Annotated in this window: 16 protein-coding genes; 10 read left to right on the top strand and 6 right to left on the bottom strand. The window is 51.2% G+C overall.

Annotated features, from left to right (window positions below):
* Nucleotides 1–24: 24 nt before the first annotated feature.
* From IDM48_RS06545 to secG, 9 genes are all read left to right on the top strand, one after another.
* Nucleotides 25–711, top strand: a complete 687-nt coding sequence (locus tag IDM48_RS06545; RefSeq protein WP_190616587.1) for a lysophospholipid acyltransferase family protein — start codon at nucleotides 25–27, stop codon at nucleotides 709–711.
* Between the two features lie 34 nt (nucleotides 712–745).
* On the top strand, nucleotides 746–2,806 hold the full coding sequence (uvrC, locus tag IDM48_RS06540) for an excinuclease ABC subunit UvrC (protein WP_190616585.1): 2,061 nt from the start codon (nucleotides 746–748) through the stop codon (nucleotides 2,804–2,806).
* Between the two features lie 102 nt (nucleotides 2,807–2,908).
* Complete coding sequence (gene rapZ / locus IDM48_RS06535) at nucleotides 2,909–3,808, top strand: RNase adapter RapZ (protein ID WP_190616583.1); 900 nt, start codon at nucleotides 2,909–2,911, stop codon at nucleotides 3,806–3,808.
* Nucleotides 3,809–3,817: 9 nt separating this feature from the next.
* The gene (locus IDM48_RS06530) at nucleotides 3,818–4,846 is read left to right on the top strand and encodes a gluconeogenesis factor YvcK family protein (protein ID WP_190616581.1); all 1,029 of its coding nucleotides are present in this window, start codon (nucleotides 3,818–3,820) and stop codon (nucleotides 4,844–4,846) included.
* A gap of 92 nt (nucleotides 4,847–4,938) precedes the next feature.
* Nucleotides 4,939–5,910 (top strand): DNA-binding protein WhiA, encoded by a 972-nt coding sequence (whiA, locus tag IDM48_RS06525; RefSeq protein ID WP_068172939.1) that lies wholly within the window; start codon nucleotides 4,939–4,941, stop codon nucleotides 5,908–5,910.
* A 298-nt stretch (nucleotides 5,911–6,208) separates the two neighbouring features.
* The gene (gap, locus tag IDM48_RS06520) at nucleotides 6,209–7,213 is read left to right on the top strand and encodes a type I glyceraldehyde-3-phosphate dehydrogenase (RefSeq protein WP_068172937.1); all 1,005 of its coding nucleotides are present in this window, start codon (nucleotides 6,209–6,211) and stop codon (nucleotides 7,211–7,213) included.
* Between the two features lie 56 nt (nucleotides 7,214–7,269).
* Complete coding sequence (locus tag IDM48_RS06515) at nucleotides 7,270–8,493, top strand: phosphoglycerate kinase (RefSeq protein ID WP_145174545.1); 1,224 nt, start codon at nucleotides 7,270–7,272, stop codon at nucleotides 8,491–8,493.
* A gap of 120 nt (nucleotides 8,494–8,613) precedes the next feature.
* The gene (gene tpiA, locus IDM48_RS06510; protein WP_068168391.1) at nucleotides 8,614–9,390 is read left to right on the top strand and encodes a triose-phosphate isomerase; all 777 of its coding nucleotides are present in this window, start codon (nucleotides 8,614–8,616) and stop codon (nucleotides 9,388–9,390) included.
* Between the two features lie 189 nt (nucleotides 9,391–9,579).
* Nucleotides 9,580–9,834: a preprotein translocase subunit SecG gene (gene secG / locus IDM48_RS06505; RefSeq protein ID WP_068168394.1), complete on the top strand. Its 255-nt coding sequence runs from the start codon at nucleotides 9,580–9,582 to the stop codon at nucleotides 9,832–9,834.
* A gap of 72 nt (nucleotides 9,835–9,906) precedes the next feature.
* Here the strand turns inward: secG and pgl are convergent, their stop codons facing one another.
* The 5 genes from pgl to tkt form a co-directional block, all read right to left on the bottom strand.
* A complete protein-coding gene (gene pgl, locus IDM48_RS06500) occupies nucleotides 9,907–10,698 on the bottom strand; it encodes a 6-phosphogluconolactonase (RefSeq protein ID WP_190616580.1) in 792 nt (263 codons plus the stop codon).
* Nucleotides 10,691–11,674, bottom strand: a complete 984-nt coding sequence (locus tag IDM48_RS06495) for a glucose-6-phosphate dehydrogenase assembly protein OpcA (protein WP_068168398.1) — start codon at nucleotides 11,672–11,674, stop codon at nucleotides 10,691–10,693. Before IDM48_RS06495 ends, pgl begins: the two co-directional genes overlap by 8 nt.
* On the bottom strand, nucleotides 11,671–13,197 hold the full coding sequence (gene zwf / locus IDM48_RS06490; protein ID WP_145174554.1) for a glucose-6-phosphate dehydrogenase: 1,527 nt from the start codon (nucleotides 13,195–13,197) through the stop codon (nucleotides 11,671–11,673). Before zwf ends, IDM48_RS06495 begins: the two co-directional genes overlap by 4 nt.
* Nucleotides 13,198–13,334: 137 nt before the next feature.
* Nucleotides 13,335–14,438: a transaldolase gene (gene tal, locus IDM48_RS06485; RefSeq protein WP_068168403.1), complete on the bottom strand. Its 1,104-nt coding sequence runs from the start codon at nucleotides 14,436–14,438 to the stop codon at nucleotides 13,335–13,337.
* A gap of 74 nt (nucleotides 14,439–14,512) precedes the next feature.
* Nucleotides 14,513–16,627: a transketolase gene (gene tkt, locus IDM48_RS06480; protein WP_190616578.1), complete on the bottom strand. Its 2,115-nt coding sequence runs from the start codon at nucleotides 16,625–16,627 to the stop codon at nucleotides 14,513–14,515.
* Nucleotides 16,628–16,935: 308 nt separating this feature from the next.
* Between tkt and IDM48_RS06475 the strand changes: the two genes are divergently transcribed.
* Entirely contained in the window at nucleotides 16,936–17,907 is a 972-nt protein-coding gene (locus tag IDM48_RS06475) for a heme o synthase (RefSeq protein WP_420803870.1), read from the top strand.
* Nucleotides 17,908–18,013: 106 nt separating this feature from the next.
* On the opposite strand, the gene IDM48_RS06470 is transcribed toward IDM48_RS06475, so the two are convergent.
* Nucleotides 18,014–19,111, bottom strand: coding sequence for a COX15/CtaA family protein (locus IDM48_RS06470; protein WP_145174557.1), 1,098 nt, complete (start codon nucleotides 19,109–19,111; stop codon nucleotides 18,014–18,016).
* Nucleotides 19,112–19,119 lie beyond the last annotated feature (8 nt).

Raw genomic sequence — 19,119 nt, 5'->3', positions numbered from 1 at the left:
CTAATACAATCCAAGGAATTCTTCGTGCAGACCTACAAGTTGATTCAACAAGCTATCACCGCTGTCTCCAAAGGGATATGCCGAGCGAGGGTAACTGGACTTGAACACTTTCCGGTAGAAGGTCCGGTCATCGTTGCCTCAAATCACTTGGCTTTCTTAGACTCGGTCATTATCTCTGCTTTGATGCCTCGCCGCGTGGCTTTTTTCGCGAAGGCCGAATACGTTAATTCCCCCGGCTTTAAAGGCAAAGCCATGAAGAAAATCTTTGAGGCGATCGACATCATCCCGGTGAATCGTTCAGATCGCTCAGAGTCCGTCAAAGCATTAGACCAGGCAGTGGAAGTGCTCAACGAAGATAGAGTCTTTGGCATTTATCCTGAGGGTACTCGGTCGTTGGATGGATACCTCTACAAGGGCAAGATTGGGGTGGCATGGTTGGCTCATATGACCGGCGCGCCCGTCGTGCCTATCGGTCTCATCGGCACCGAAAAGCTGCAAAAGCAGGGTTCCAACATGGTGTACCCCCATCGTTTTACGGTGCGGGTGGGTGAGCCAATGTACTTTGAAAAAACCGGTGCGAAAATGACCGGCAAACAGCGCCGTGAAACCACCGATCAGATTATGACTGCCATTGCGCATCTGTCGGGTCAAGCACAAAAAAATGAATACAACATCTCACCATCAGCAGCACGCGATGGCGGAGATTCATAATAACTGAAGCATCTGAGAAGAAAGAGCACTTTTCTTGGCTAAACCTGAAACTTACCGTCCTGCCCCGGGGGAAATTCCTACTGTTCCTGGCGTCTACCGATTCCGTGACGAATTTGGCAGGGTTATTTATGTGGGTAAAGCTAAGAACCTGCGTAACAGGCTGAACTCATATTTTCAGAATGTCCATGCTCTTTCTCCCAAGACCTACGCAATGGTGCACACCGGCGCCTCGGTGGAATGGACAGTGGTCTCCAGCGAGCTGGAATCTTTACAGCTCGAATACACCTGGATCAAGGAATATAAGCCACGATTCAATATCGCCTTTCGCGACGATAAGTCATATCCCTACCTTGCAGTCACCCTCAAGGACCGTTATCCCCGTGCCCAGGTGATGCGTGGTGAGAAAAAGAAGGGTGTCCGTTACTTTGGCCCCTACTCACAGGCATGGGCTATCCGCGAGACACTGGATGCCCTTTTGCGCGTTTTCCCGGTACGCACATGCTCGACAGGGGTCTTTAATCGGGCAGAGAAATCTGGGCGACCCTGCTTGCTGGGCTACATCGATAAGTGCTCAGCACCGTGCGTCGGCAACATTTCGACCGAAGACCACAGAGAGCTGGCTGAGAATTTATGTCGGTTCATGGGGGGTGGCGCAGAAAAATTTATCGCCGAACTCAACGAACAGATGAAGGCAGCTGCCGCAGACTTTGATTTTGAAAAAGCAGCCATTTTACGGGATGACATTGCAGCGCTCACCAAAGCATTTGAGCGTAACGCGGTAGTTCTCTCGGATGCAGTCAACGCCGACTTGTTTGGGTTCGCTGAGGACGATTTAGAAATCGCCATTCAGGTTTTCTTTGTGCGTGAGGGGCGAATTCGCGGGCAACGTGGCTGGATTGTAGAAAAATCTGAGGGAACCGACGACGCCGCCATGGTAGAACGGTTGATTATGGAGGTCTACGGCGAAACGGCTGCTCAAGCCAGTGCCGGAAGTACCGCCCGTGAAATTGAACAAAACCAGCACGATATTCCTAAGCAAATCATCGTTCCTACTCTTCCCTCAAATCAAGAAAAGTTGGAAGAATGGCTGTCCGGCGTCCGCGGGGCGAAATGCGAAATTGTGGTGTCCCAGCGCGGAGAAAAGCATGAGTTGATGAAGACTGTGGAAGAAAACGCCAAGCAGTCCCTTACGCTTCACAAGTCCCGGCGCGCGGGGGATTTGACCACGCGCTCTGCCTCTTTGGTGGAATTGCAAGAGGCACTAGAAATAGAAGAGCCGTTATTACGCATTGAGTGCTACGACATCTCCCATGTGCAAGGTACCAACGTGGTTGCTTCGATGGTTGTTTTTGAGGACGGGCTGCCTAAGAAGAGCGACTATCGAAAGTTCTCGATTACCGGTGAAGCAGCTCGGGACGATACCGCCAGCATGTACGACGTTATTCATCGCCGTTTCAGACGCTTCTTACAAGATCAAAAAAATAGGGCGGGGCACCCTGCACATTCGGGGGAGATTTCTGGTGAACAAGCAGTAGAAAAAGAACCGCAAAAGTTCGCATATCCACCGAATTTGGTGGTGGTTGATGGCGGTAAGCCCCAGGTGAATGCAGCGCAACAAGCCCTTGACGATTTAGGAATTCATGATGTTCATGTGGCCGGTATTGCTAAGCGGCTGGAAGAATTATGGCTAGCAGATGATGACTTCCCGGTGATTATGCCGCGTTCATCAGATGCCCTCTTCTTAATTCAGCGAATCCGTGATGAGGCGCACCGCTTTGCAATTACCTTCCATCGCACTAAGCGTGGTAAGGCGATGGTTAAGTCTGCGCTAGACGGCGTCGATGGACTTGGGCCTGCCAAACGGGAAGCGCTCATTAAACACTTTGGTTCGCTCAAACAGCTTGCGCAAGCAACTTCCGAGCAGCTTCAAGAAGTGAAGGGAGTTGGGCCTTCCATGGCAGATAAGATTTTGGAGCACTTTGACGCGCAAACGGATCCTACTGCTGGAACGCTTGAGCTGGATGGGACGGGTGAGACAAGTGAAATACCCGAAGGTGGTTTCAACCCTGTCACCGGTGAATTACTGGAATCGTAGGTAACAGCGTTTTTCGCTTCCTGGGTATTTTAATGGCGCAAAAAATTATTGCAGACTACCCTAGAATTAGTTGAGTTTTTAAAGGGGAGGGAGTATTTCACGATGCCTGAGGAGCAAAGCCTGCAGACCGATTTTCGCAAGCGACCTGAAATATTGGTGATTACCGGTATTTCGGGGGCGGGGCGTAGTACCGCCGCGAACACCTTAGAAGATGAGGGGTGGTACGTCGTCGATAACATTCCACCTCAGATGCTTGAGGCTTTAGCGGATCTGGTTACTTGTGCACCGGATTCTATGCCCAAGCTGGCTGTTGGTATTGATATTCGGTCCCGCGCCCTGTTCAATGACTTGCCCGCGGCAATTGATACTTTGCGTAAATCTGATGTTGAGTTCTCCATGCTTTTCATGGATGCAAAAGATAAAGATATTATCGCCCGTTATGAAGCACAGCGCCGTCCGCATCCTCTGCAGGGCGAGGGTCGCGTTTTGGATGGTATTGTGCGTGAGCGCAAACTGTTTTCAGAGCTTAAAGAAGCAGCTGACTCGGTGATTGATACTTCGGATATGAACGTGCATCAATTGGCCAAAACTATCCGGGAAATGTACTCGCAAAAGGGCCCCAAGCTCCTCAACCTCACGCTCATGAGTTTTGGATTCAAATATGGCGCACCTTCGGATGCCAACATGATGGTAGATATGCGTTTTATCCCTAATCCTCACTGGGTTCCCGAACTCCGTGCTCTGACTGGCAAGGATGCCGGTGTACGGGATTTCGTCTTCCAGAATCCGGGTACTTTGGAGTTTGTGGAGAACTATTTGCAGGCTCTCAGGCCCGTTATCACTGGGTACCGGCATGAGGGTAAGCACTATGCAACTATTGCTATTGGGTGCACCGGTGGTAAACATCGTTCGGTGGCTGTGACCGAAGAGCTCGCTCGGCGTCTGAGCGAAAATCCCGAGATCCACGTGAACATTCAGCACCGTGATATCGGTAGGGAATAAGGAAAGAGTATGAATATTTCTCCTTCAAGTCCTGAACCCGGTGACATCGTGCGCACCCCTGAATTTGAAGTTCCAGCGCATCTCACACCGCGCGTCTGTGCTTTGGGCGGTGGGCATGGGCTGTATGGTTCTTTGTCCGCTCTGAAACACGTCACTACAGATTTGACGGCAGTGGTTACGGTTGCGGACGACGGCGGCTCATCTGGTCGGCTCCGCCAAGAATTCGGGGTGGTTCCTCCGGGAGATTTGCGCATGGCGCTCTCTGCTTTGTGCGACGATTCTAATTGGGGCAGAACATGGCGAGATGTCATGCAGCACCGGTTTACTTCAGATGCCCCAGATGCCGAAGGCGCTCTGAATCAACATGCCCTGGGGAATCTCTTGATTGTGACTCTGTGGCAATTGCTGGGAAACACCGTGGCTGGTCTTGATTGGGCGGGGGCTCTTTTGCATGCGCGCGGTCGAGTGCTCCCCATGTCTTGCACCCCGTTGGTCATTGAGGCGCAGAGTCGTACGCTCAATGCTCAAGGCGTTGAGACACTTGAACATATTGTCGGGCAGGTGAATGTTGCTCAAGCAACGGAAGTTTCTCATGTGACCCTTACTCCTGCGGACGCGGAAGCATGCCCGGAAGCAGTTCAGTCCATTCTGGATGCCGATTGGGTGATTTTGGGACCAGGCTCGTGGTATACCTCGGTTTTACCTCATTTGTTGTTGCCCGGTATCCGGGAGGCTCTGCTAAAGACTTCTGCCCAAATCTGTTTGGTCATGAATCTGGAGTTGGAAGACAAAGAAACAATGGGTCTTTCTGCTGCTGAGCATCTACAAATTTTGCGAAACTACGCTCCTGAATTTAGGCTTAACGCGGTCATTGCCGACAGCGATGGCATGGGCGAGCCCACCGAGCTTGAAGAAATCGCAGCTCAAATGGGCGCAGAAGTTTCGTGGGTTTCCGTGAGAAGCTCTCAGGATCGGAATGTTCATGATGCGCTGAGATTGGGAGCGGCGTACCAAGATCTATTTAGACGGCATATTTAAATAACGCACCTAGTCAACTCCCTGTACACTCGCTATAGCAACAAAAATGCTGTGTACTTTCGGCACGGCTTGGTAATTGGAGGCACTTCCGTATGGCCCTGACGGCTTCGGTTAAAGAAGAATTGGCTCGCTTTGAGACGACGAAATCGTCGGTTCGCAAAGCGGAGGTTTCCACGATTCTGCGTTTTACCAGTGGTCTGCACTTGGTATCGGGTCGTATTGTAATCGAATCTGAGGTGGATATAGAAGCCACCGCTCTACGCCTGCAATACAACATCGCTGAATTGTATGGACATGAATCCGAGATAACTTCTGTCTCTGGCGGCGGTCTGCGCCGCGGTGGTCGCTATATTTTGCGGGTTAATAATGGGGGAGAGGCATTAGCTCGGCAGACAGGACTGTTGGACGGACGGGGTCGCCCGGTTCGGGGACTACCTCCTGCAGTGGTCAATGGTTCGGTAGCTGATTCGGAGGCGGTCATGCGCGGTGCATTCTTAGCGCACGGTTCGCTCACCGAACCGGGGCGTTCTTCTGCGCTTGAATTTACGTGCCCCGGTTCAGAAGCTGCTCTTGCCTTGGTGGGTGCGGCTCGACGTCTGGATGTCATCGCAAAGGCGCGCGAAGTGCGCGGCGTAGACCGAGTGGTTGTACGAGATGGCGAAACCATTAGCGCACTTCTGGAACGAATGGGCGCTACCGAAACTCTGAATAATTGGCAGGAGAAGCGTGCTCGTAAAGAAGTGAGAGCGACTGCGAACCGCCTCGCAAATTTTGATGATGCCAACCTGCGCCGGTCTGCGCAGGCGGCAGTGGCTGCGGGCGCGCGAGTCGAAAGAGCACTTGAAATTTTGGGAGATCGGGTACCTGAGCATCTTCGGTATGCTGGACAACTGAGGGTTGCACATAAACAGGCCTCGCTGGATGAGTTGGGTCGTTTGGCTGATCCGCCGATGACGAAGGACGCTATTGCTGGGCGGATTCGCAGACTTTTGGCTATGGCGGACAAACGAGCGCAAGAAAACGGTTTACCCGGTACATCTAACGGGTCGGATTTTTACCTATAAGATTGCCTTCAAATAAGGGATGAGCAAAAAAGCTCATCCCTTATTGCTTTTAAGGGGCAAACGCAGATTGTGCACATGCAACCCCGCAAAACAACTCAAAACAACGTGATTTATCAACAATTAAGGACTTTTTAGGCATTTTGAATATGTATTTACCAATAAAAAACACAAATTCACACCCAAACTCACATAAACAGTGTAAAATTATGGATGAAAGAGAAGAGGAGAACATTCTCCTGAAGGAGCATTTCTTCGTTTCTCTTATAACAGTTCACTGATACTAAGGAGATTGATAACAGTGACTACTCGCGTAGCTATTAATGGTTTTGGACGCATCGGTCGTAACTTCCTTCGCGCAGCAAAGGAACACGGCGAAGGTTTTGAGATTGTTGCTATCAACGACCTCACCGATGTTAAGACTCTTGCTCACCTGCTGAAGTATGACTCCATCATGGGTCGCTTTAACGGTGAAGTAGAGGTTACTGAAAACGGTATCTCCGTAGACGGCAAGGAAATCAAGGTTCTGGCTGAGCGTAACCCCGCTGACCTACCCTGGAAGGACCTTGGGGTTGACATCGTTCTCGAATCCACCGGTTTCTTCACCGATGGTGAGAAGGCAAAGGCTCACATCGAAGCTGGCGCTAAGAAGGTTATCCTTTCTGCACCCGGCAAGAACATTGACGGCACCTTCGTCATGGGCGTCAACGATTCTGACTACGATTCAGAGTCAATGCACATCGTTTCTAACGCTTCTTGCACTACCAACTGCCTGGCTCCCATGGCAAAGGTTCTGAACGACAAGTTCGGTATCAAGAAGGGGCTCATGACCACCATCCACGCTTACACCGCTGATCAGCGTTTGCAGGATGCTCCTCACTCAGATCTTCGCCGCGCACGCGCAGCAGCTCTTAACATGGTTCCCACCTCAACCGGCGCAGCAGCTGCTGTTGGCTTGGTTCTTCCTGAACTCAAGGGTAAGCTAGACGGCTTCGCTGTTCGCGTTCCCACCCCCACCGGATCCATCACCGACCTCACTTTCGAGACCGAGAAGGATGTCACCGCTGAGGAAATCAACGCTGCAATGAAGGAAGCCGCTGAAGGTGACTTCAAGGGAATCATCAAGTACAACGAAGACCCCATCGTGTCTAAGGACATCGAAGGTGAAGCTATCTCCACCGTATTCGACGCTCCTCTGACCAAGGTTATTGGTAACCAGGTCAAGGTTATCGCTTGGTACGACAACGAATATGGCTACACTTCACGTCTTGTAATGTTCACCAACAAGGTTGTTTCAGCACTCTAATCTCTTAGAGTTGTTCTGTAAGCACTCATAGCTCATCAATATTGGAGTTGAACACCATGGCAAAATCTGTTGAAGATCTTCTTGCTGAGGGTGTATCTGGTCGTCACGTTCTGGTCCGCTCGGACTTGAACGTGCCTCTGGATGGCACCACCGTTACCGATGATGGCCGCGTCAAGGCATCACTTCCGGTTCTTACTAAGCTCGCTCAGGCTGGCGCTAAGGTGATCGTTATGGCTCACCTCGGTCGCCCCAAGGGCAAGGTTGATCCTCAGTTCAGCATTGCTCCTGCGGCTACCCGCCTGTCAGAACTTGCTGATTTCAGCGTCATCATTGCTGAAGATGTAGTAGGTCAGGACGCTCAGTCCAAGGCTGAATCATTGCAGGACGGCGAAGTTCTCGTGCTAGAGAACGTTCGTTTCGATGCGCGCGAAACTTCTAAGGACGACGCTGAGCGCGGAGAATTCGCAGATGAGTTAGTAAAGCTCACCGGTGAAAACGGTGCTTATGTTGATGATGCTTTTGGTGCTGTGCACCGCAAACACGCATCGGTGTACGATGTCGCCAAGCGTTTGCCGTCTTACCTGGGCGACCTGGTCAAGACCGAAGTTGATGTCTTGGCGAAGACACTGAACAATCCTGAGCGTCCGTTCGTGGTAATCATGGGTGGCGCTAAGGTGTCGGATAAGCTTGCGGTCATCGACAACTTGATTGGTAAAGCTGACACCATCCTGATTGGCGGCGGTATGGGTTACACCTTCGCTGCTGCGCAGGGTTACAAGGTAGGTAAGTCGATTCTTGAATCGGATCAGATTTCTACTGTGAAGCGTTACATTGAAGAAGCGCAATCAAAGGGCACCGAACTGGTGACTGCAGTTGATGTTGTTTGCGGCGATGACTTCTCCAATGATGCCAAGTTCGAAACCCGTCCCATTGACGATATGGAAGGTGGAGAGCTGGGCGCAGACGCTGACGGCCTGGATATTGGTCCTGAGACTCGTAAGCTCTTTGCAGAGAAAATTAAGTCTGCAAAGACTATCTTCTGGAATGGTCCTGTAGGCGTAGCGGAGTTTGAAAACACTGCTCACGGTACCAAGGCAGTCGCTGAAGCTATCGTGCATTCAGATGCTTTCTCCATCATTGGTGGAGGCGATTCAGCAGCCGCTGTTCGCAAGCTTGGTTACACCGACGATCAGTTTGGTCATATCTCAACCGGCGGCGGTGCTTCCCTCGAATACATTGAGGGTAAGACCCTTCCTGGTTTGGACGCATTAGGAGCCTAAAGCTCTTGAATATGGCGGGTTGCCCTGGAGGGCGACCCGCCATATCACTATGAAGGCTTAGCAGTTTTTATACAATGGAGTAAAGAACACTACGGCGAGAGCCGAGATAAGGAAAACAACATGTCACGTACTCCCTTTATTGCTGGCAACTGGAAGATGAACCTTGATCACGCTCAGGCAGTGACCTTGGTACAGAAACTGGCTTGGACTTTGGACGACACCAACTTTGACTTTGACAAGGCAGAAGTTGTGGTCTTCCCTCCTTTTACTGACATTCGCTCGGTACAGACTCTCGTCGAGGGCGATAAGCTCAAACTTGCTTACGGCGGACAGGATCTCTCCGATCAGGACTCCGGTGCTTACACCGGCGATATCTCCGGTGAATTCCTGAACAAATTGGGTGCCAAGTACGTTTTGGTAGGTCACTCTGAGCGCCGGACCATTCATGGTGAGTCCGATGCTGTATGTGCAGCGAAGGTACAGGCAGCTTACCGCAATGACCTCGTTCCTGTTTTGTGCGTGGGCGAAGGTCTGGAAACCCGTGAAGAGAACAAGCACGTAGAGTTCACTCTTGAGCAGCTTCGCGGTTCTTTGGATGGTCTTTCAGCCGAGCAGGCTGAGACTCTCGTGGTAGCTTACGAGCCTGTTTGGGCGATTGGTACCGGCAAAGTAGCAACTTCAGCAGATGCTCAGGAAATGTCTGCAGCTATCCGTGCTGAAATTGAAAAGCTTTACTCAGCTGATGTAGCCGAAAAGGTTCGCATTCTCTACGGTGGTTCGGTTAAGGCTGCATCCGCTCCTGAAATTATGGGCGAGAACGACGTCGACGGCGTACTCGTTGGCGGAGCTTCTTTGGACGCTTCTGAATTCGCTAACATTGCGCGTTTCGACGCATAAGTAAAGTCGCTTAATATAAGGGTCGGTGAATAACGCTCTGGCTTGTTCACCGACCTCTTCTGCAGGTATTGTTTGAGTTTCAATAGTGCCCATCGACTGCATTTGCTTTCAATCTGGCGTATAGTTTTATCTGCCCTGACTACTTAAGAGTAGGAGCGGGCAATCGTTTACTACTTGTGAAAGGCTCTCGTGGAGATTCTCAAAGTCACTCTGATGGTGATTATCGCTATTTCGAGCGTTATTACCGTTCTTTTGGTTCTACTCAACCGCGGTAAGGGTGGCGGTCTTTCAGATATGTTCGGTGGCGGCATGACCACTTCCTTGAACTCTTCAGGATCCGCCTCAAAGAACCTGGTTCGGTTGACGGTAACGGTAATCCTGATTTGGGTTATTTCGATTATTGCTTACGGTCTTATGCTTCGGTTTGAGACGGCATTGGTTTAATATCTCTTAGTTTTAATAAAAAGTGGCTCCCACCAAACGGTGGGAGCCACTTTTGACTGCAACCTCAGGTCTTTATCTAGCTTCTGCTGAGAACTTTAGATTGCCCTGTGCTGCAGCATCCGCCCAAATAATTGTTTTCTCAAGTCCTCTAGCTCCGGCGGCGGGAGTTTCGGTGAGGATATCTGCTGAGAGCTCTTCGTCCTTGACTGATGAAGCTTGCATGACACGCGTCAATGGGGCGTTCTTGTCTTCTCCCGATACCATGAACCAAATCTGCTGGGAATTGCAGATAACGGGTCGAGTCAGCGTTACTCGATGGGGTGGGGGTTTGGGTGAATCATGAACCGCTAGGGTGATTGCCTTTTCTTCATGAATCTCTGGGCGATGGGGAAAGAGCGATGCGATGTGTCCGTCAGGGCCCATACCCAACAAAGAAAGACCAAACGTAGGGTATTCTGCGCCCGTAGGAGCAAATTTCTTCAGTTCCTGCCGGTAAGCTTCTGCAGCTTTTTCTGCAGTGTCGAACTGGTCAGATGCGCCTATCACATGCAGATTTTCCGCGGGAATATCCAGTGATGCGAGGAGCGCATCAGCAGCCTGCTGGGAATTTCGGTCTTCGTGACCGGTGGGTACAAACCGCTCGTCGGACCACCAGAAGTGTACGCGGGACCAATCGATATCTTTGAGTGCACGCAATTCACCCGCTGTTTCCAGGATCTTGGAACCCATAGTTCCCCCGGTGAGAGAAACATGTACTAGCTCATTATCTGAGAGGTCCTGCTGTAGGGCGCTGAGAAAATGAGCGGCAAGTTCATCTGCCAAAGTTTTTTGGTCAGGAAAAGAAATAAAGCGTGGTTTAGGCATCGAAAACCTCCGTACAGTTGACGCCTTCAGTGACGTCCTCGTTATTGTTCAAATCAACGACGATGTTCCCAGAGTGAAGCGCCTTGGTTAGCACTTCACCGTAGACTTCATCGGGATCCAGACGCCGCAGTTCCTCTGCCAAACATTCGGCAAGAGTACGAACCGGTAGCGCTATCTGCTGGTCGGGAGCACCGGGATAGGAAAGCTTTGCGATATTCCAATCGGGGCGGTCGATGACAATCTTGCCGTCTTCACGTTCGAGCTCCACCCTGTACAAACCGCGTTCAAGATTGGTCGTGGAAAGGTGAACCTCTGCTTCAAGCTTGTAACCAAGCCACGCGCCGAGCAAGACCACCGATGGAGATTTAGAAGACCCAGAAACGGTAACTTTCTGAGTGGGAGAGTAGGGGATTTGGTCGAGTATAGCCGCTAATTGTATACGCCACAGTGTCAACCTAATCCACGCAAGGTCAGTATCGCCGTCTTGATAGGTTTTGGAGAGCTGGCTCAAAACGGTCATTGGATCATAAGCACGAGCAGAATCAGTAATACGACGCTGGGCAATTCGACCAATGGAAGTTTCAGCAGGAGCTTCAGGAACCGAGTGGGGCCACCACGCCACAATGGGCGAATCGGGCAACAACAGACCAGAAATCAAAGATTCGGTAGGTTCCGCTGCCCGACCCCAACCGCGCAGAACAATGAGCTCAGAAGCACCCGCTTCACCACCTACTTCAATCTGCGCATCCAACCGGTTTTCGGCATCGCGATCTTTTGCAATATGGATAATAATCCGGCAGGGATGTTCGTGCGATGCCGCCTGCGCAGCTTCCATCGCCAGCCGAGAATGCCCCGATTCGGCAAGCATAACCAGCGTCAGAACACGACCGGAAATCGTATTTCCCGTTTCATCCCGCAACCGAGAAATTTCTTTTTCAATTTTGATGGTATCTGTGTTTTCAAGGATGCTGATCACGGGCGTCTCCAAACGCGATTATCGCGAGCTAATAGGGTATTTGCGGATTCAGGTCCCCACGAGCCCGGGGCATACTCATCGGGCTTGATATTGTGCTGAGCCCAATATTTCTCAAAAGGATCAAGAATTTTCCAGGAAAGTTCCACTTCCTCCTGGCGGGGGAAAAGCGGCGGTTCGCCCAGGAGAACGTCCAAAATCAACCGTTCGTATGCTTCAGGGAGCTCTTCGGTGAAGCTATGACCATAGACGAAGTCCATGTTCACATCACGAATCGCCATCTGGGTTCCGGGAACCTTGGATGAGAAACGAATATTTAGACCCTCATCTGGCTGAACTCGAATCACGATAGCGTTCTGACCGGCGTCATTAGAATTGTTGAATAGCAGATTGGGCGATTTTTTCAAGACCAGTGCGATTTCAGTAACGCGACGCCCTAACCGCTTTCCGGTGCGCAGGTAAAAGGGAACGCCGTTCCAACGGCGCGTATTGATATTGACCTTGATCGCGGCAAACGTTTCAGTGCGGGAGGTAGAAGGAATATCTTTTTCATCAAAGAAACCATTGACCACTTCACCACCCTGGTAACCAGAGGTGTACTGCCCAATCGCAAAGGAGTTCGACAGATTCTCAGGGAGCGTGACCGCTTCAAGTACTTTTTCTTTCTCGGTTCTCAAATGATGAGCCTTGAAAGAAATAGGTTCTTCCATAGCAGTCAGTGCTAAGAGTTGCAGAAGGTGGTTCTGGATGACATCGCGGGCTGCACCTACTCCATCGTAATAACCAGCACGCGAGCCAATACCGAAAGGCTCAGCCATCGTAATCTGCACATGATCGATATGGTTTGAATTCCATAGAGGCTCAAAGATTTGATTGGCAAAACGCATGGCCAAAATATTTTGAACAGTCTCTTTACCCAGATAATGGTCGATGCGGAAAATAGCATCCGAAGGGAAAACATCCTCAACAATTTTGTTGAGGTCGCGTGCAGACTCTAGATCGTGGCCAAAGGGCTTCTCGATAATGACACGACGCCAGCCCTTGCCGTCTTTCTGCTGCGCTAATTCATGTTTAGCCAGCATCTGCAGAACGCTCTCAAAATCCTTGGGCGGAATTGAGAGATAAAACGCGTGATTACCTTGAGTGCCCCGGGATTCCTTGAGTTCTTCAAGAGTTTCATTCAGCCGGATAAATGAATCATCATCGTCAAAGGCACCTTGAACAAAACGTATTCCGGTGGCGAACTGATTCCATACGTCTTCACGGAACGTGGTGCGCGAATGAGCTTCCACTGATTCACGCACAAAATCCTTGAATTGGTCGTGGGACCATTCACGTCGTCCGAATCCAACCAGTCCAAAGCTAGGAGGCAAAAGTCCACGGTTCACCATGTCATATACTGCCGGAAGCAGTTTCTTCCGCGCGAGATCACCGGTTACTCCAAAAAATACCAGGCTACTGGGCCCAGCAACACGGGTGAGCCTGCGATCCCTGGGATCTCTCAGAGGGTTTGATACATGAGTCATAGACACAGAGTTCTGTCCTTAACTTTTACCTAATATTGTGGCGGTGCCCGCACATTGCGGGCACCGCCCTCATTATTTCACTCAATCGCTAAGACCGTAAATTTTTCTCAGCTTAACTCTTGAATAGGTGACCCATATTATGCAGAGACCAAAGCTTTCTTGACGGTTTCAAGAAGTTCAGCCCAGGAAGCGTCAAACTTTTCGATACCTTCGTCTTCAAGCTTTTTGACAACATCGTTGTAGGAAACACCCTGAGCTTCGATGTCGTTGAGTACCTTATTGGACTCGTCGTACGTACCTGAGATGGTATCTCCTACGACTTCACCGTGTTCAGCGAAGTAGTCAAGGGTCTTCGCAGGAACGGTGTTGACGGTGTTGGGTGCAACCAACTGGCTGACGTAGAGATCTGCAGGATATGCAGGGTCCTTGGTGCCGGTAGATGCCCACAGCGGACGCTGCACGTTGGCGCCTGCGGCTGCCAGACGTTCCCAGCGCTCGGAAGAGAAGGTCTCTTCAAATGCTTGGTATGCCAGGCGAGCGTTCGCCAAACCTGCTTTACCCTTGAGAGCTTTCGCTTCTTCGGTACCAATGGCATCGAGCTGAGCATCGATCTCAGAATCAACGCGGGAGATAAAGAAGGAAGCTACCGAATGAATCTTTGAAAGGTTCTTACCGTTCTCCAATGCCTTTTCCAGACCGATCATGTATGCATTCATGACGGCGCGGTAGCGCTCGAGAGAGAAGATAAGGGTGACGTTCACCGAGATACCCTCAGCCAACGTTTTAGCGATAGGCTCCAGACCCTGCTCTGTGGCGGGAATCTTAATCATCAGGTTCTCACGGTTGACCTTTTCCGCCAGAGACTTTGCCATCTCAGCAGTGCCATCGCTATCGCGAGCCAAACCGGGATCAACTTCTAGGGACACCCGACCATCACGACCCTGGGTGGAGTTGTAGATGGGTGCGAAGACATCGCATGCCTTCTGTACGTCGTCCGCCATGATGGTGAAAACTGCGTCTTCCAGGGAAGTATCAGCAGCCGCCAGTTCTTTAACCTGCTCAGCGTAGGACTCACCGTTAGAGAGCGCGCCGGCAAAGATGGTGGGGTTAGTGGTAATTCCCACAACGTTCTTGGTATCAATCAGCTCCTGCAAGTTACCAGTGGTAATGCGTTCGCGGGAGAGGTCATCGAACCAGAGGGAAACTCCGGCGTCGGAAATTTTTTGAGTTGAAGTAGTCATTGTTAAAACCTTTCGTCCAGAATCTTGAAGAAAATGGAGGGTGCTCTCTCGGTGAGAAAAGCACCCTCTGTGAACTATTTCTGAGTAGCCGCGATGGATTCTTCGGCAGCCTTTACAACTGCTTCAGAGGTAATACCGAATTCTTCGTACAGCTTCTCACCTGCGGCGGAAGCACCAAAGTGTTCCAGAGAAACTGCGCGTCCGGCATCGCCGAGCAAGTCATACCAGCTCATGGCAAGACCGGCTTCAACGGTGACTCGCGCCTTCACCTCGGTAGGAATAACCGATGCACGGTATTCTTCGGATTCAGCAGCGAACCATTCACGTGATGGCATGGAAACTACCCGGGCAGCCACGTTCTTCTCAGCCAGCTTCTGGCGCGCATCCAAAGCAATTTCAACTTCGGAACCGCTAGCAATCAGAATGACATCGGGGGTGCCTTCGGTATCTGCTAGTACGTAGCCACCGCGAGCTGCTCCTTCAGCAGAAGCAAACTTTTCGCCCTCTGCATCGGGGTGCAAATCTTCGCGAGCAACGTTGGTGAGGTTCTGGCGGGAAAGAACCAACCCGGCCGGATGATCCTTGATTTCCAGAATCTTGCGCCAGGCAACGGCGGTTTCGTTACCATCTGCAGGACGAACGACGTCGAGACCGGGGATTGCACGCATTGCAGTGAGGTGCTCTACCGGCTGGTGGGTGGGGCCATCTTCACCCAAACCAATCGAGTCGTGCGTCCATACAAAGATGTTGGGAATGCCCATCACTGCAGCCAGGCGAACTGCTGCGCGCTGGTAGTCGGTAAAGACGAAGAAGGTACCGTTGAAGGGGCGGGTGGGAGACGCTAGAACAATACCGTTGGTAATAGCTGCCGCAGCGTGCTCGCGAATACCGAAGTGCAGTACTCGCCCGTAGGGGCTTGCGCTCCAGCTGGCGGTGCTACGGTGTTCGGGGTTGAACGATTTATCAGTGTCGATGGTGGTGTTATTGGAGCTTGCCAAGTCAGCAGAGCCACCCCAAAGCTCGGGCATGACTGGAGCCAGAGCATTGATAACCTTGCCTGATGCTGCACGGGTAGCGATGGAAGAACCAGCTTCAAATACTGGCAGGGATTCGTTCAGGTTTTCCGGAAGCTTTCCTGCTTCTAGGCGAGCATACAGCTTTGCTTCCTGGGGGTGCTCAGATTTCCAAGCCTCAAAAGACTTCTCCCACTCAGCACGTTCTGCTGCATTGCGCTCCTTAACTTCGCGCGTGTAGTTGAGGATTTCATCATCAATGAAGAAATGCTCATCGGGGTTGAAGCCCAGGTATTCCTTGGTAGCAATGACTTCTTCTGTGCCCAACTTTGCACCGTGAACGCCGCCGGTGTTCTTTTTATTGGGGGAGGGCCAGCCGATGACGGTGCGCAACTCAATGATTGAAGGCTTATCGGTAACCTTCTTGGCAGCCACGATGGCGTCGTAGAGAGCCTGAACGTCTTCTTTGTATTCGCCGGTTTCAGTCCAGTCAATACGGGTGGTATCCCAGCCATATGCTTCATAGCGTTTCAAAACGTCTTCGGTGAAAGCGACGTCAGTGTCGTCTTCAATGGAAATGTGGTTGCGGTCGAAGATGACGACGAGGTTCCCCAGTTCCTGGTGACCAGCGAGTGAGCTTGCCTCAGAAGTTACACCTTCTTGAATATCGCCTTCAGAGGCAATAGTGAAGATGGTGTGGTCGAAAGGTGATTCACCAGCAGGCGCCTCGGGATCAAAAAGCCCGCGCATGCGGCGTTGAGCGTATGCAAAACCTACGGCAGAAGCTAGACCCTGGCCGAGGGGGCCGGTGGTGATTTCCACACCCTTGGTGTGCTTGTATTCGGGGTGACCGGGAGTCAACGAACCCCAGGTGCGGAGCGCCTTCAAATCATCCATCTCAAGACCGTAGCCATTGAGGAACAGCTGAAGGTAGAGGGTGAGCGATGTGTGACCGGGGGAGAGGATGAAACGATCTCGTCCCATCCACTTGTCGTCGCTAGGATCGTGACGCATCACCTTCTGGAATAGCAGGTGTGCGACGGGAGCCAAGCTCATTGCGGTACCGGGGTGACCGGAGCCAACTTTTTCGACGGCATCTGCAGCAAGGACACGTACGGTATCCACTGCTCGCTGGTCTTTTTCATTCCACACAAGCTTATTGTTGAGATCAGGCACAGGAAGTCCTTTCTGTGGTGGAGGATTCCCACCGTATTTTCCCTACTATGTAAATCTTTATCTACCCATCTAGCCCGCCACAAGGGGAGCTAGAGCGATTACTTCCAGAATAGTAGAAAGCACTTCATAAATTCAGGCTCGCTCAAAAAGCTGAACACCCGTGCGTTTTAGGGGAACCTTTTGAGAGCATTCGGGGTGAGGTATAGTTTATATTTGACTATCTGTTACTTTGCCGTGCTCAAAATACTTGCAGACGCCGCAAAGGGGCAGATTATTGCACGCATTCTTGGGTAGGGAGCCAAATTTTGGTGAAGGTCGATAGCACTCCGAGCATTTCTACTGCTCCACGAGATAGCGGTACACCTGGAGAACAAAAAATCGGTTTTGTTCGTAAAGCAAAGGCGTACCTGCACTTGACCAAGCCTCAGGTGATTGAACTATTGTTGGTCACCACCGCTCCAACCATGATGTTTGCCGCCGGCGGTATGCCCAATCTGTGGCTCATTCTGAACACCATGATTGGTGGGGCTATGGCTGCCGGTGCATCCGGTGCCTTTAACTGCTATATCGACCGTGAAGCTGACCGTAAGATGAAACGTACCGAAAAGCGACCTCTGGTCACCGGTGAGTTGACAGATAAAGAAGCACTTGTCTTCGCGTGGATTCTCGCGGTTATCTCCATCGTATATCTCTTCTTCCTGGTCAATCCTTTGGCAAGTGCCTTAGGCGTGGTGGCGATTTTGCTCTACGTGGTCTTCTACTCGCTAATACTCAAGCGTAGAACTACTCAAAATATCGTCTGGGGTGGACTCGCCGGTTGTATGCCCGTCTTTATCGCCTGGGCTGCAGTTGAAAACCGCATTACCTGGGCAGCTGTTGTGCTGTTCCTGGTAATTTTCTTATGGACGCCACCGCATTACTGGCCCCTCTCTATGAAGTATGCCGAAGACTATCAGCGCGCTGGAATCCCTATGCTCGGTGCGATTGCTAGCGCTAAGAGCGTATCCGTTCAGGTAGTGCTTTACGCATGGGCAATGATTGTTTGCTCTTTGCTTCTTATCCCCTTGGGCGGTGCTGGTTGGGTTTACACCATTACCGCTATCGCCGCAGGCGTTTGGTTCCTTTTTCACTGCCATAAGTTGCATCATTTGGCTTTAGAAGAACGCGCTACCAGCCGCACCGCAATGACCGTCTTCCACGGATCTATCACCTACCTCACCGTGCTGTTCATCGCCCTGGCAATCGATCCTTTCGTAGGGGATGCAGTGCTGAGTCTCTAATACTGACTTGCTTGCGAGACATTTCCAAAAGGATTGACTCACGCACTAGAAAGAATAAAAAAGGGCCCGAGAACACTTATGTTCTCGGGCCCTTCTTCCATTGTGTTTAGCGGGAAATGACGGGTGCTTGATAAATCCGGCGAGCTGTTTTTTGCCGCTCTGATGCAGAGCCGATGACCAACTGCTTTTCAATGAGCGATACTGCAGCCCAGATGAAAAGTCCTGAACCGAGCAGGTGCAGTTCTACTAACCAGATAGGAAGTCCGTTGAAGTATTGGGTATAACCTACTACCGCCTGGTAAACCAAGACCAGCAAGACCAGCGTGATTCCCTTCTTGAGGGAGACAGGCCAGTTGTTCTTCCGTTGAAGAAGCAATACAAAAATGACGGTGGCGCAGTAAGCCCATACCCCCAGTGAGTGCATGCGTGTCACGATGACAGGATTAAAAGCGTGACGGTGCGCCTGGGGATCACCTGCGTGAGGACCGGTGCCCGTTACAACGGTGCCCATGAAGACAAGGTAAGCAACCAATGCCAACCCGATCCAACCCAAAATCCGCATTTCCTTGGACTGAGCAGGGAGGGTTTCCTCCAACACTCGTTCAGAGGCAGAAGAAGTTTTCTCAAAATAGCGCAGAACACGGTTGAGGTAGATAGCGGCAATGCCAATCATGATGCCGGTGAGGTAGAAATGCGCTGTAATCATCCAGGGGTTCAGTTTGAGCCACACCGAGATGCCGCCCACAATTGCCTGCAAGGGAATGCCCCAGAGCAGTAGCAAAGAAAGATTGAAAATATCTGAGTAGCGGTTCTGTGCAGAGCGAAGTCCAGTAAACAGAAGAGGGAAGACGTCTTTGAACCCCCGCGCATGAGGTAGGACGATGCGCACGATAGAGAGAAAAACAAGAACGGTGACCGCCATCAACACGAAAGTGAGCATGCGGTTACCAAACTCAACAATGCCGTGGATGCCCATCTCAGGCGTCGTCGTCCAGGAGCCTTCGGTAGTACAGCGGGGCCACGTATCACAGCCCAAACCTGACCCGGTGAGTCGGACGATTCCGCCAGAAACAATCAGGAAGATATTGGCGAGGACTACCGCGTACGCCATCGTTTTGATCCAGGGGGTGTATTCGGTAGGGAGTAGTTTCTCGCGAAGGGAAACGAGCCTATCGCGCTTTTGAGGCGCGGTGTTGACAGACATAAGAACCT

Origin of the sequence: Rothia amarae, assembly GCF_014705945.2 — a bacterium.
Lineage (GTDB): Bacteria > Actinomycetota > Actinomycetes > Actinomycetales > Micrococcaceae > Rothia > Rothia amarae.
The sequence above is the reverse complement of the archived record's forward strand: the minus strand, read 5'-3'. Positions and strand labels throughout refer to the sequence as shown.